The 12546-nt window shown below is 62.3% G+C and carries 13 protein-coding genes and 1 pseudogene; 11 read left to right on the top strand and 3 right to left on the bottom strand.

What is annotated here, in order from left to right:
- The 3 genes and pseudogenes from CAG29_RS26435 to CAG29_RS26425 form a co-directional block, all read left to right on the top strand.
- Positions 1-529, top strand: a 529-nt coding sequence (locus CAG29_RS26435) for an RHS repeat-associated core domain-containing protein (protein WP_305879834.1), incomplete at its 5' end; no start/stop codon positions are given.
- Between the two features lies 1 nt (position 530).
- Entirely contained in the window at positions 531-863 is a 333-nt protein-coding gene (locus tag CAG29_RS26430) for a hypothetical protein (protein ID WP_085586514.1), read from the top strand.
- 210 nt (positions 864-1073) lie between these two features.
- A pseudogene (locus CAG29_RS26425) lies at positions 1074-1244 on the top strand (RHS domain-containing protein); the annotation flags it as partial.
- A gap of 192 nt (positions 1245-1436) precedes the next feature.
- On the opposite strand, the gene CAG29_RS26420 reads toward CAG29_RS26425, so the two are convergent.
- The gene (locus CAG29_RS26420; RefSeq protein WP_085586516.1) at positions 1437-2189 is read right to left on the bottom strand and encodes an SDR family NAD(P)-dependent oxidoreductase; all 753 of its coding nucleotides are present in this window, start codon (positions 2187-2189) and stop codon (positions 1437-1439) included.
- Between the two features lie 103 nt (positions 2190-2292).
- Between CAG29_RS26420 and CAG29_RS26415 the strand changes: the two genes are divergently transcribed.
- Positions 2293-3204, top strand: a complete 912-nt coding sequence (locus CAG29_RS26415) for a LysR family transcriptional regulator (protein ID WP_085586518.1) — start codon at positions 2293-2295, stop codon at positions 3202-3204.
- A gap of 9 nt (positions 3205-3213) precedes the next feature.
- Here CAG29_RS26415 and CAG29_RS26410 read toward each other — a convergent pair whose 3' ends face one another.
- Together CAG29_RS26410 and CAG29_RS26405 are read right to left on the bottom strand one after the other, a co-directional pair.
- A complete protein-coding gene (locus CAG29_RS26410) occupies positions 3214-3540 on the bottom strand; it encodes a multidrug efflux SMR transporter (RefSeq protein WP_085586520.1) in 327 nt (108 codons plus the stop codon).
- A gap of 73 nt (positions 3541-3613) precedes the next feature.
- Positions 3614-4708: an SLAC1 anion channel family protein gene (locus CAG29_RS26405; protein WP_256576814.1), complete on the bottom strand. Its 1095-nt coding sequence runs from the start codon at positions 4706-4708 to the stop codon at positions 3614-3616.
- A gap of 22 nt (positions 4709-4730) precedes the next feature.
- Here CAG29_RS26405 and CAG29_RS26400 point away from each other — a divergent pair, with 22 nt between their 5' ends.
- The 7 genes from CAG29_RS26400 (at position 4731) to CAG29_RS26370 (ending at position 12536) form a co-directional block, all read left to right on the top strand.
- On the top strand, positions 4731-5687 hold the full coding sequence (locus CAG29_RS26400) for a GlxA family transcriptional regulator (RefSeq protein ID WP_085633726.1): 957 nt from the start codon (positions 4731-4733) through the stop codon (positions 5685-5687).
- A 175-nt stretch (positions 5688-5862) separates the two neighbouring features.
- Positions 5863-6687 (top strand): MipA/OmpV family protein, encoded by an 825-nt coding sequence (locus tag CAG29_RS26395; protein ID WP_085695385.1) that lies wholly within the window; start codon positions 5863-5865, stop codon positions 6685-6687.
- Positions 6688-6759: 72 nt separating this feature from the next.
- Positions 6760-7449 carry a response regulator gene (locus CAG29_RS26390; protein WP_085586528.1) on the top strand — a complete coding sequence of 230 codons (690 nt, stop codon included), beginning with the start codon at positions 6760-6762 and terminating at the stop codon, positions 7447-7449.
- Positions 7450-7459: 10 nt separating this feature from the next.
- Entirely contained in the window at positions 7460-8659 is a 1200-nt protein-coding gene (locus CAG29_RS26385) for an ATP-binding protein (protein WP_085695384.1), read from the top strand.
- A gap of 351 nt (positions 8660-9010) precedes the next feature.
- Complete coding sequence (locus CAG29_RS26380; RefSeq protein WP_085695383.1) at positions 9011-10885, top strand: 3-dehydroquinate synthase; 1875 nt, start codon at positions 9011-9013, stop codon at positions 10883-10885.
- Positions 10882-11769, top strand: coding sequence for a UbiA family prenyltransferase (locus CAG29_RS26375; protein WP_085633735.1), 888 nt, complete (start codon positions 10882-10884; stop codon positions 11767-11769). The genes CAG29_RS26380 and CAG29_RS26375 overlap by 4 nt, the downstream gene beginning before the upstream one ends.
- Positions 11766-12536, top strand: coding sequence for an EboA domain-containing protein (locus tag CAG29_RS26370; RefSeq protein ID WP_085633737.1), 771 nt, complete (start codon positions 11766-11768; stop codon positions 12534-12536). Before CAG29_RS26375 ends, CAG29_RS26370 begins: the two co-directional genes overlap by 4 nt.
- The last annotated feature ends 10 nt before the right edge of the window (positions 12537-12546 follow it).

Here is a 12546-nt window from a genome sequence, read left to right as displayed (position 1 = left end):
ACGGTTCCTGACGCCGGATCCGATCAAGCTGGCGGGTGGGTTGAACAACTACCAGTACGTGCCTAACCCTACGGGGTGGGTGGATCCGTTGGGGTTGAACAACTGTCCTGGAGGAGATGGCTGTAAACCGGATGTTAACTCCGGCGATTCTTCGACAAAGCCCCAAGTGGATGAGGGAGAACAAAAGGCACCTGAAACTGGAGGTGCTGCAAGGGCTGCTCAGTATGCGGCGAATTGGCCTAAGGCAAACTTGAATAATGCAGTCGAAAAATTCGCAGGCCCCAACCCAACCATCACCACGACAGAAAAGGGCAAACGAATCTATAAAAATCCTCAAAACGGTGTAGAAGTTGTAGAAGATATGAACGGAAATTATTTCCGCATATACGACCCTTCCCTTCCTGGAAAGCGCAAATATCTTAACTTGGACGGAATAGTTCCAAGCAACAAAACGCTACCAAACGGTAAACAAACAGGTAGAACGCAAAGCGAATACAACGAAGTTACGCACTTCAACAAGGAGCCATGAATTGAAAGTTATTTCAGTGCCACTTTCCCTTGATGCGATGCATCGGCTCGACATTGATGAGTCTCTTCCTGGCGACCTAGAAGAGCTTTCCCTTACAGAGGAAACATTTCGCGAACTATCCAATACAGGATTATTTGACAAATTAAACTCTGAGCTTGGGAAAATAATTGATGAGTATGAAGACGAAAGCATCCAGGATCAGGGCGATCTTGCAGTCTCACTAAAAATACTAGAAGATATCAGTAATAAAACCTACATAGAAGAACTTTCCAAGATAAGCAATCTCATCAAAATAGCAATAGATAAAAAAACTGGGATTTTCTTTTACTTCTAGAAATTATTTTCTCGATAGGAAGACGTTTTTACCCCCTCCATAAGCCTGCCTCTAGACGACTAGAGGCAGACAAAAAGGCTCAATAACAGAAAAGCACAAAAAATCAATCCTTATTGAGTGCTTTATGTTGGACAGTCAATCTATTAACTTAAAATATGCAATGGCCGCAAATTGACTTTGAAAACTTCAAGAAACAATCTGCCTCCATTTCGTTACCGCAGTTACATCTACGAACCCGGCACCTTCCGCCCGCTCGCGATGCTCGACGGCGAAGGCTTCTACTACCAGCTCGACCACCTCGGCACCCCGCAGGAACTCACCGACTACAGCGGCGAGATCATGTGGTCGGCCAAGTACCGCGCCTACGGCAACCTAGCCTCCGCCGTCAGTGCTTAGTTGGCCAGCAGCACCCATACCGCAGCAGGGACGTTCTTATCCGACAAACCTGATTCTGGGCCCCCCTGTCACAGTCGTTCCGATCATCCACGCCCCACTCAACCTCTGCACCGCGCACAAAACGCTGCGGCAGCCCCATCACCGGGCCACCGCAGCGTGCTTCGCAAACCGTCAGACTCAAACCTGCGCCTGCCCCCCATCGACAAACAATTCAGCCCCATTCACAAAGCTCGAATCATCGCTCGCAAGGAACACCGCCGCATTGGCGATCTCGACGGGCTCACCCACTCGTCCCATCGGCACTTGCGAAGCCAGGTAGTCGAGCAACCCTTGCTGTTGCGCTGCATCTTGGCCAGCCAGGTCGACCAGGCCGGGCGTACGGGTCGCACCCGGGCTCAGGGTGTTGACCCGGACTGCGCGATCCTTCAGATCCAGGATCCAGCTGCGGGCGAAGGCCCGTACCGCGGCTTTGGAGGCTGAGTAGACGCTGAACGCCGCGGTGCCCGAGCTGCCGGCCGTGGAGCCCGTGAGGATGATGGACGCGTTCTGTGCCAGCAGTGGCAAGGCCTTCTGTACGGTGAACAGCACGCCTTTCACGTTACGATCGAAGGTGTCGTCGTAGTGGGCTTCTGTGATTTCGCCCAGTGGCAGCATGGAGCCGCCGCCGGCGTTGGCGAACAGCACGTCGAGGCGTCCGTGGGTCTGGTTGATGCGGGCATACAGCGCATCGAGTTGGTCGAGCCGCGTGGAGTCGACGGCGATGCCCGTGGCGTTGCCGACCAGTTCCACGGCCTTGTCCAGTTCCGCTTGGCGGCGGCCGGTGATGTAGACGTGGGCGCCTTCCTCGGCGAAGCGTTTGGCGGTGGCGAGGCCGATGCCGGTGGTGCCGCCGGTGACCAGTGCGATTTTGCCTTCCAGTTTCTTGCTCATGATGTTTCTCCCGTGGGGGTTGTGATTTGGTGTGGGAGAAGCGTATCGACCTCGGGATGTTTTCAAAATAGAATCATTTGAAAGTCATCATTGCAGAATTGAAATGCCAAGAATTCCGGATTTCGAAGGGCTGGCGATGTTCGCCAAAGTGGCCGAAGAAGGCTCTTACGCGGCCGCCGCACGGGCCATGGGCGTGTCGGTGCCTACGGTGTCGCGAGCGGTCGCGCGCTTGGAGGAACGGCTCGGTGGTCGCTTGTTCAACCGCACGTCACGCCAACTCTCGATGACGGAGTTCGGCCGACGCATGGTCGAGCAAGCGAGTGCGATGTATCGCCAGGCCGAAGAAATGGAAAGCGACGCCCAGGAACTCTCTGTGCAGCCGCGGGGATTGGTGCGGCTGGCCGTGCCCATGTCGTTCGGCCTGCGCTGGGTCACACCGTTACTCCCTGAGCTGCTGGCGCGCTACCCGGCGCTTGAGCTGGATCTGCACCTGTCGGACTCAACCGTTGACCTGGTCGCCGACGGCTTCGACGCGGCACTGCGGATCGCTGCCCTCCCCGATTCCTCTCTGGTCGCTCGACGGATCTGTTCGGTTAGCCAGCACCTGGTGGCAGCCCCCTCCTATCTGGCCCTGCATGGCCATCCGACCCATCCGCGCGATTTGGCCGCCCATGCGTGCATGAGCTACGCCTATCGGGCACGAAGCCAAGTATGGCGCTTCACCCACGATGACGGCAGCGAACAGGATGTAACACCCAACGGCCCGTTGCGCGTCACCAACGCTGACGCCCTGGTCGCGCCATTGCTGGCCGGGGTGGCCATCGCTGAGCTTCCGGAGTTCATCGCCGCCGAATACCTGGCCGATGGACGTCTGGAACGCATCCTGCCTGAGTGGCACATGACGCGAGGCGGTCTGTATTTCGTGACCCCGTCAGCGCGTGCAAGGCCGAGAAAGGTTCAAGCCCTTTCCGATTTCTTTGCCGAGCATCTTTCAAGGCCAGGTTGGCAGGAGTGACTTGGCCGCTCACACTCCCCAACGAAGCCCCGCGACGCTCACCAGAATCAACCCGATCCAGAAAAACCGCCAAAACGAAACCCCATCCCCCAACCAGTACATTCCCACCAGCGCCGTCCCCGCCGCGCCAATACCGGTCCACACTGCATAGGCCGTTCCGACCGGCAGGATCCGCAGCGCCATCGTCAGTAAGGACAAGCTGCCAACCAACACCACCAAGGTGCCGGCGAGAATCCAAGGCCTCTCCAGGCCATTGGCGGATTTCAGGCCGATCGCAAAAGCGATCTCCAGAAAACCGGCGAGGATCAGCAGCAGCCAGGAGGTGCCGTACGTCATGGGACAAAACCTTTTTCGAGGGTAAAAAAAAGACGAGCCGCTCAGGGCTCGCCAAAGGGGAGGTAGACGTCAATCAGTTGGCCAACAGCTTGCCGCGCACCAGGCTGGCCAGTGTCTTCACGGTCAACACCGTCAGTGCCGCTGTGAGGAACAGCAGGATGAACACAGCGATGGCCGTCAGCAGGATGCTGTCCTGGGCATGTGCATACTTCAGCGCGGCGTTGCTCAGGGCTGCGATGGGAAAGCTGATGGCCCACCACGAAGGCGCGAAAGGCACATCGCGGCGGAACACCTTGAAGCTCAGCACCCCGAACAGGAACAGGCCGAAGTAGAACAACACGCTGGCAAACCGGTCGATCTCGCCGAACACGTTGGTGTACGCCAGGAAGCCGACTTCGAAGGGCGCGATCAACACCATCAGCGACGGCACCATGCCTTTGGCCAGCGCGGCCTGATGGACCAGCCGCGAAAAGATTCGGCTGTAGAACACCAGCGCCAACACCGCGCCCACGGCCATGGCGAACAGATTGAACTCGGCAGCCCAGGCCATGGGCATGTGCGCTCCGGTGACCGCGATATCCAGGGTGGCGACGCCGGGAATCAGCCAGGCAGGCACGGCATTGGACGGATCCTGACTGCCCGACAGCAGCCGTGAAACCACCAGGCCGGCCAGCAGCACGGTCAATCCGCTGCCCACGATCCAAAGTACCTCGCCGAGCAGCGCACTATGAGGCGCCGCCACCGCAGACAGCAGCAACAGCGCGATGGTGACCGTGCCGAAAAAGTTGCTGGCGACCGGATGATTGAACTCACCGCGCACTGCTTCCGGATGCTTGACCCATTTGCCCAGGTAACCCAGCGTCAGCAGCACGAACACGAGTCCTGCAAACGCACCGATCGCTTCACCCAGCAGGCCGCCGATGCCGAAGTACTGACCGCTCAAGCGCCATGCCAGCCCCAGGCCTGCCAGGCCCATGACGGCGCCGAACAGATTGATCGGCAGATTCTTGATGGAGGTCGTGCGGGCAGCTATCGATTGAGCCGCAGCGACGCTGGGGGTGTAGGCAGTGTTCATGGCAGTCTCCCGTTTGACTGAATTTGCTGTTGTGGCTATTTTCAGCCAATGAGCCTTTGGCTGAAACAGTCGCATGACGACGTATTCAGCCAATCATTCGACCAGGACAGACACCATGCGCATCACACTCCTCGCCTTCCCCCGCGTACAACTGCTGGACGTGGTCGGCCCGGCGGATGTCTTCGCTGAAGCGGCCAAGCAACTGGGCAATCCACGGGCCTATCGGGTGGAAGTGATCGGCACCGACAAGGGGATGATCAAAGGCTCAAGCGGCCTGAAGCTCAGCGTCGATCAGACCTTCGAGACCTACAAAGGCCGGATCGATACCTTGCTCGTGGCCGGCAGCCCGCACATTGACGAGATCGCCCTGAACCCCGCCCTGCAGGATTGGCTGCGCAAGCAGGCCAGATCGGTGCGCCGCATCGGCTCGGTGTGCAGCGGCGCGTTCCTCCTGGCGGCCGCCGGTCTGCTCGACGGACGTCGCGTCACGACGCACTGGAACGCCAGCGCGAAATTGGCCAGGGAAAACCCACAGACCCAGGTCGACGCCGACAGCATCTTCATCAAGGACGGCAACGTGTACACCTCGGCGGGCGTCACCGCCGGCATGGACCTGGCCCTGGCGATGGTCGAGGAAGATCACGGCCGGGAACTGGCGCTCAGCGTGGCGCGGGAGATGGTGATGTTCTTCAAGCGCCCGGGCGGGCAGTCGCAGTTCAGCGCGCAGTTGGCGGCCCAGACGGCCGAACGCAGCGTGATCCGGGAGGTGCAGGATTATGTGCTGCAGCACCTGAAGGCGGACTTGAGCGTCCCTGCCCTCGCCGTTCGCGCCGGCATGAGCGAGCGCAACTTCGCCCGCACCTTCAAGGCCGAGGCCGGCTCGACGCCGGCGGAGTTCGTGGAGCTGGCCCGCATCGATGCCGCCAGGCGCCTGATCGAAGATTCGGACGTCTCCCTCAAGCGCTTGGCCGACACGGTCGGCTATGCCAATACCGATGGTTTCAGGAGAGCCTTCATGCGTCGTCTCGGGGTGGGGCCGAGCGATTATCGGAAGCGGTTTTCATCGGTGTGACCGACGCCCAGAACTTTTCCCCATCTTGATCAAATCTTGAAAAACCCTTGAGCCGGCCTTGTGAATGGCTCCGTAAGCTCCCTCCGTCTGCTCATTGCGGAACCGTGCAAACCCTCATCGCCGGTTCCCCGACGAAGCCTCCCTCCTCTTTTTGATCTTGATAAGGAATACCCGCGTGCGCGTCATCAATGGACTTCGTAAAGGTCTGATCCTCTCCCTGACATTCAATGCCTCGCTGATCGCCACCGGCGCCCAGGCCGATGAGCTGCGTTCCGGCGACACCGGCCTCTGGGGCGACAAGACCGATGTCACCCTTGGCCTCGGCGCCGCCTACGGCCCTCGCTACCTAGGCTCGGAGAACTACACTTCGACGGCCCTGCCGATGCTTCGCGTCGAACGTGGGATGTTCTTCTTTGACCTCAAGGAAGGCCTGGGCCTGCAATGGCAGTCGCCTTCAGGTTTCAGCGCCAGTGCCTCGATCGGCCAGGATGCCGGTCGCGCCGACGGCGACAGCAAGTACCGCTACGGCTCGGACAAGCTCAAAGGCATGGGCGAAGTCGGCAGCTCCACCGTGCTCAACCTGCATGCCGCCCAGCAACTCACCTCGTGGCTGGCACTGAGGGCCAAGGCCGAGCTGCGCACCGGCGGGGAGAAGCGCGGCGATCAGTACGCCTTAGGGTTCGAGAGCAAGCTGTTCGACGGCGCCCGCGACAAGGTCACTTGGGGCTTCGATGCCCACGCCGGCAACGCGCGTTTCAACCAGACCTACTTCGGCGTCACCGACCAACAAAGCGCCAAGTCGCGCTTCGCCAGCTACAAGGCCGACAAGGGCATCTATGCCTACTCGTCCGAACTAACTTGGATGCACGCGTTCGATGAGCACTGGTCGACCATCGCCGGCGTCGAACTCACCCACTACACCGACCAGGTCCGCCACAGCCCGATCATCACCAAGGACACCACGGCCGTGAGTTATCTGGGTGTAAACTACGCGTTTTGACGCCACACCAGCCTCCCCCGAACCTTGCCGTCGCCCGCCCGGGCCTCGGCAAGTCTTGTTTTCGAGCCCCTTATGACCAGCAAACTGATCCTCATCGTCGAGGATGACGCCGACAGCGCGAGCATTCTCGAGGCCTACCTGAAACGGGATTTCTTCGATGTGGCGATCGCCAAGGACGGACTCATGGGCGTCGAACTGCACCAGCGGCTCAAGCCCGACCTGGTGCTGCTCGACATGATGCTGCCGGTGATGAACGGATCCGAAGTGCTCAAGACGCTGCGCCGGCGCGGCGACACGCCGGTCATCATGGTCAGCGCCATGGGCGATGAGCCGGAGAAGCTCGGCGCTCTGCGGTACGGCGCAGACGACTACGTGGTCAAGCCGTGCAACCCCAAAGAAGTCGTCGCCCGGGTGCATGCGGTGCTGCGTCGGGTTCAGGCCGGCACCAAGGCCGCGTCCCGGCTGCGTTTCGAGTCACTGTGGCTGGACACCGACAGCCGCTCGGTCGGTGTGGTTCAGGAGGACGGCACGGATCTGCCAGTCGACCTCACCCCCACCGAGTTCAATCTGCTGGCGATCCTGCTGGGCTCGCCGCAGAAAGCGTTCAGCCGGGAGGATCTGTTGGCCCGCTGCTTGCCGGAGAGCGATGCGCTGATCCGGGTGGTCGACACGCATATCCACAATATCCGGCGCAAACTCGAGCTTCAGGGCATCACTGGTGTGCTGGTGACGGTGCGCTCGATCGGTTACCGCTTCCATTGAGGCCCCTGCGATGAACAAACCGGTCACGCTGTGGAAATGGGTCGGTTGGCGCATGGGGCTCATCGCCGGCAGTGCCGTCGTCTCGATGGCGATGATCATGTGGATCCGCTACCTCTGGTGGCAGAAAGAGGTCAACGCCAACATTCCCCTGCACGCGCAACAGCGCTTCGCCTCGCTCATGGAACAACCCGCCGGCCATGAGGCCGAACTGTGGGCCTACATCACCCGCTATTACCATTTCGATGACATCCGCCCCGGCATCACCGGCGCCGACTGGTGGACCATCGCCCTGCTCTTGGCCGCCGCGCTTCCGCTGATCGTCGCCACCGGTTTTCTGCTGGTGCGCCCGCTGTCGAGGCGGTTCATCGGGATTGCCGCCGCGGCGCAGAAGGTCGCCGGCGGCAACCTCAACGTGAGCCTTCGTGTCAGCGAAAGAATGCCGCTGGAGATGCAACGCCTGACCAGCGACTTCAACAGCATGACCCGCCGGCTCAGGCTCTACGAACAAGAAGTGCAGGCGTCCAGCGCCGTGCTGGCCCACGAGTTGCGCACGCCCCTCAACGCCGCGATGGGCCGGGTTCGCGGGATGATCGACACCGTGTTCCCCGCCAATGAAGAGCAGCTCGGTCTGGTGCTCAATCAATTGGAGCACCTGAACCTGCTGGTCGATGACTTGCTTCTGTTGTCCCTCGCCCAGGCGGGTCAGTTGCCCCTGACGAGAACCACCTTCAGCGTCGAGGAACTGCTGCACGAACGGATCAACTGGTTCAAGCCGCAGCTGGCCGACGCCGGACGCGAGGTCAAGGTCAGCGGCCTTTCGCCGCTGCCGATCAGCGCAGACCGCAACCGCATCGGCCAGCTGTTCAACATCCTTCTGGACAATTACCTGCGCTACGCCGCCACCGGGGGCGATCTGCACATTCAGGGGCGCCCGGATCCGGAGCGCTTCACGCTGATCTTCAGCGACCGCGGCCCCGGATTGTCCGAAGCGGCGCTGCAGCGTGTGTTTCAGCGATTCTGGCGCCAGGAGCCGTCGCGCAGCCGCGGTGCGGGCGGCAGCGGGCTGGGGCTTTCGATTGCCTTGGCCATCTGCACCGCCCACGGCGGCGAGATCGCCGCACGCCGAGGTGCGCAAGGCGGAATGGACATTGAAATCAGCTTGCCCTGTGCCTGCGACGACCTTGCGACATCAAAGGGTCATGATCTTTAAGCGTGACAGCGGCATTTGCCGCTGACCGCGGCGCACTCCCAGCGCCTGGCACCGACAACGTGTCGACCGTCACCCTTTCTCTGGGCTACGAATCGCTGAGCTCATTCAGCCCCGCGCTCAAGCGCAGCATGGCCGCCACGCTGGGCCAATACCGTCATCGCGCGGTCAACGCCCGGTGGGAGGATGTGCCCTTGCAAAACCCCGGCGACCGTCTAGCTTTGTGTTAGTTCCATTTAAATAACATCAAAACACCATCACCCAGCCAGGAGGCGCCTCCCCAGAAAACCATCAGCACACTGCCTTTAGTCACTGAAACGGATCTCAGTCAAAACGAATCAAGAGGGATGCTTGATGAAGCGCAGTCTTTTGCACCGTGTGCGTTCCGCACGCGGGCCAGCTGATCATTTCTGGGTGTCGGTGTTTTGCTTCTCGGGCCTTGTGATCGCCAGCTTCCTGCTGTTCGAGCAGCAGATCCAGGACTTCATCGCCCAGCTCGACCTCTACCTTCCCCGCACGCCTACCCAGCAAATCAACCTGGCCCTGGTGCTGATCGCACTGCTGGCCCTGGACGTCGTGCTGCCGGTGCCTTCGAGCATGGTGGCGCTGTTGGCCGTGGCCGCCCTGGGCGGTGTCGGCGGGTATCTGGTGATCTTCATCGGCCTGTGCCTGGGGGCCTGGTTGGGATATGCGTTGGGTGCCGGGTATTTCCGGGTGCTGTCCGGCCGTCTCGGGCTGCATCAACGCAAGCCGGGGCAACTGGCGCAACGGTTGGGCACGCTGTCGTTGATCTGTCTGCGCGGCGTGCCGGTGCTGGCGGAAACCTCGGTGGTGGCCGCCGGCATGCAGCGCTATCCGCTGCGCGCGTTCGTGCTGGTGACGACCCTGGCCAATGCCGGCCTGGCGCTGGCCTACAGTGCCATCGGCACCTTGCTCGTCGAACAGAACGCGCTGCTGGTGACCCTCCTGGCCAGCATGGTGTTGCCGGGTCTGTTCATCGCCGGTTACAGCCTGTTCAAGAGCCTGCGCAGGCCGGCGCCGGAGCGTCCGCTGCAAGGTCGCTTCAACGTGAGTTACGACTATCCGGTGCTGTTCACCGACCATCTGTTCGATCCGTCAAACCCCTGCCTGCACCAACAGCTCACCGCCGGCCAACGGGGCCCGGTGACCGTGCTGGCGTTCGCCGACGAACAGCTGCTGCAAGCCACTCCGCAACTGGCGGGACAGATCGAAGCCTGGTTCGCCGCCCACGCCGGCGAGCTGCGTTTGAAGGCCCCGCCCATCGCCGTGCCGGCCGGGGAACTGAGCAAGACGGCCGAGGTGCTGCAGCAGCTGTACGCCGACATGCTGGAGCACGGGCTGGATCGACACTGCTATGTCCTGGCCTTGGGCGGCGGTGCCGTGCTGGACTCGGTGGGCTACGCCTGCGCGACCTTTCACCGGGGCATCCGCCTGATCCGAATCCCCAGCACGGTGCTGGCCCAGAACGACGCCGGCATCGGTGTGAAGAACGGCATCAATGCGTTCGGCCAGAAGAACCTGCTCGGCGCGTTCTACCCCGCCAGCGCCGTGATCAACGACTTTCAGTTGCTGACCAGCCTCAGCCGCCGCGACCAGATCGCCGGCCTGGCCGAGGCGGTGAAGGTGGCGCTGATCAAGGACGACGGGTTTTTCCAATGGATGGAGCAACAGGCCGACGCCCTCGCCCGCTTCGACCATCCGGCCAGCCGCTACGCCATCCGCCGCTGCGCCGAGCTGCACCTGGGGCACATCACCGGCGCCGGCGACCCCTTCGAACGCGGTAACGGGCGGCCGCTGGACTACGGCCACTGGGCCGCGCACAGGCTGGAGAACCTCAGCCACCATCGCCTGCGCCACGGCGAGGCGGTCGCGGTGGGCATGGCACTGGACGGGCTCTACGCCAATGCCCTGGGCCTGTTGAGCGATACCGAGACCGAGCGTGTGCTGGGCCTGCTGACCCGGCTCGGCTTCAATCTGTCGCCGCCGGAACTGGCACTGAAAGACGCGCAGGGCCGTTCGCGGGTGCTGCTCGGTCTGGAGGAGTTCCGCCAGCACTTGGGCGGGCAGCTTTCCATCCCGCTGCTGAACCGCATCGGCGCATCGATCGACCTGCATGAGATCGACGACCGGCTGATGGAACAGGCGCTGATCCGGCTGTCCACCCGCGGTGCTTCGGCACTTGCCTTGAACGAGGGCTGCGCGCAATGAGCCAGATGTCGGGTCTCAAGACCTGGATGACCCTGGGCCGGATCTCCAACCTGCCGACGGTGTGGACCAACACCTTGGCCGCTGCGCTGCTGGCCAGCAGTGCCGGCGCCCTGGCGCCACCGTCGTCGCTGGTGTGGAGCCTGCTGCTGGTCACGCTCTCGCTGCTGTACCTGGCCGGCATGCTGCTCAACGACCTGCTGGATGCCGACTGGGATCTGCTGCACCACAACCCGCGGCCGATCACCCTGGGCCTGGTCAGCCGGGAACACGTGCGTCTCGCCGCCTGGCTGTTGCTGGCACTGGCGGCGGCCTCGACGCTGGGCCTGAGCCGACTGACCGAGCAGCCGCACTGGCTGCTGGGCAGCGTCGTCCTGCTGGTGGGCTGCATCCTCGGCTACAACCTGCTGCACAAGAAGTACGCGCACAGCGTCTGGCTGATGGGCGCCTGCCGCTCGGCGCTGTACCTCACCGCAGCGGCCAGCCTGGCGGTGCCGCCGGAGCCCATCTGGCTCTGCGCCGCTTTGCTGGGCGTGTACATCAGCGGGCTGACCTACCTGGCCCGCCAGGAACACCGCAATCAGTTGCTCAGCCGCTTGCCCCTGGTCCTGATGCTCAGCCCGCTGGCCCTGGCGGTGTACGCGGACAACCTGTGGTTCTGGCCGGTGTTGCTGCTGTGGCTCGGCTGGCTGGGATGGCACTACCGGCAGCACCTCGCCGATCCCCGGCGACGGCAAGTGCGCGCCTTCATCGGTGCGGGGCTGGCGACCCTGCCGCTGTTCGACGCGCTGGTGATGGCGGTGGCCGATCAGCCGCTGGGCAGCCTGTTCTGCGTGATGGTGTTTTTCCTGCTTCCCCACTTTCAGCGCTGGGTGAAACCGACATGAACATGGACGTCATCGTACCGCCCACGGACGCACTCGACATGCGCCGCGAATGCCTGGCCGAACGGCAGCAGGCCCTGATCCGTCAGCTCGATCCGACCGAGCTGCAATGGTGGCGCGAAGCGCAGGAACGGCTGGCCCGCTCCCCGGACGCCGACACCGCAGCGCTGCTGAGCAGCCAGTGCAAGCGCCATCTGCGCGAACAGGCGGTGGCCGACAGCGACTGGAGCACCCTTGAACTGGCCCGTGCACTGTTGTTGGCAGATCTGCTCGAACACAACGTTCGCGATGCGCAACTGCCGTTGCTGCATCAACTGTTTCTGTGGGGCGACGACCACGAGAAAGTCGCCCTGCTCAAAGCCCTCGACTGGCTCGACAGCCGTGGCCGTTGCCTTGAGCTGGCGTTGCAGGCCGGCCGCACCAGCAACAGCCGGGTGTTCGCCGCCCTCGCCCTCGACACCCCTTACCCGTCGCGCCATTACCCCGAACGAGCCTTCCACCAACTGGTGCTGAAGGCACTGGGCATGGGGCTCGACACCGCACGCCTGACCGGCCTGGCGCAGCGGCACAGCGTCACCCTCAACCAGCTGGCCCTCGACCTGCTGGAAGAGCAGCTCGCCGCCGAGCGCACGGTGTCCCCCGGCCTGCCCCGGCTGATCGCCTTCAGCCTGCTCGGCCCTGCGCAACGCCAGAGGCTGGAAGACCTGAACCAGCAGCACCGCTTGCCGCCGGAGTGGCGCGCCCACCTGGCCGGCACCCCATCGAACTGATGCCCAACCC

Origin of the sequence: Pseudomonas sp. B7(2017), assembly GCF_002112745.1 — a bacterium.
Classification (GTDB): Bacteria; Pseudomonadota; Gammaproteobacteria; order Pseudomonadales; family Pseudomonadaceae; genus Aquipseudomonas; species Aquipseudomonas ekonensis.
The sequence above is the reverse complement of the archived record's forward strand: the minus strand, read 5'-3'. Positions and strand labels throughout refer to the sequence as shown.

What these genes read in the sequence shown, in the direction of transcription:
- CAG29_RS26370 (WP_085633737.1), top strand. Translation starts at nt 11,766, where the DNA reads ATGAACATGGACGTCATCGTACCGCCCACGGACGCACTCGACATGCGC.
- CAG29_RS26385 (WP_085695384.1), top strand. Translation starts at nt 7,460, where the DNA reads ATGAACAAACCGGTCACGCTGTGGAAATGGGTCGGTTGGCGCATGGGG.
- CAG29_RS26420 (WP_085586516.1), bottom strand. Translation starts at nt 2,189, where the DNA reads ATGAGCAAGAAACTGGAAGGCAAAATCGCACTGGTCACCGGCGGCACC.
- CAG29_RS26390 (WP_085586528.1), top strand. Translation starts at nt 6,760, where the DNA reads ATGACCAGCAAACTGATCCTCATCGTCGAGGATGACGCCGACAGCGCG.
- CAG29_RS26410 (WP_085586520.1), bottom strand. Translation starts at nt 3,540, where the DNA reads ATGACGTACGGCACCTCCTGGCTGCTGCTGATCCTCGCCGGTTTTCTG.
- CAG29_RS26400 (WP_085633726.1), top strand. Translation starts at nt 4,731, where the DNA reads ATGCGCATCACACTCCTCGCCTTCCCCCGCGTACAACTGCTGGACGTG.
- CAG29_RS26380 (WP_085695383.1), top strand. Translation starts at nt 9,011, where the DNA reads ATGAAGCGCAGTCTTTTGCACCGTGTGCGTTCCGCACGCGGGCCAGCT.
- CAG29_RS26415 (WP_085586518.1), top strand. Translation starts at nt 2,293, where the DNA reads ATGCCAAGAATTCCGGATTTCGAAGGGCTGGCGATGTTCGCCAAAGTG.
- CAG29_RS26375 (WP_085633735.1), top strand. Translation starts at nt 10,882, where the DNA reads ATGAGCCAGATGTCGGGTCTCAAGACCTGGATGACCCTGGGCCGGATC.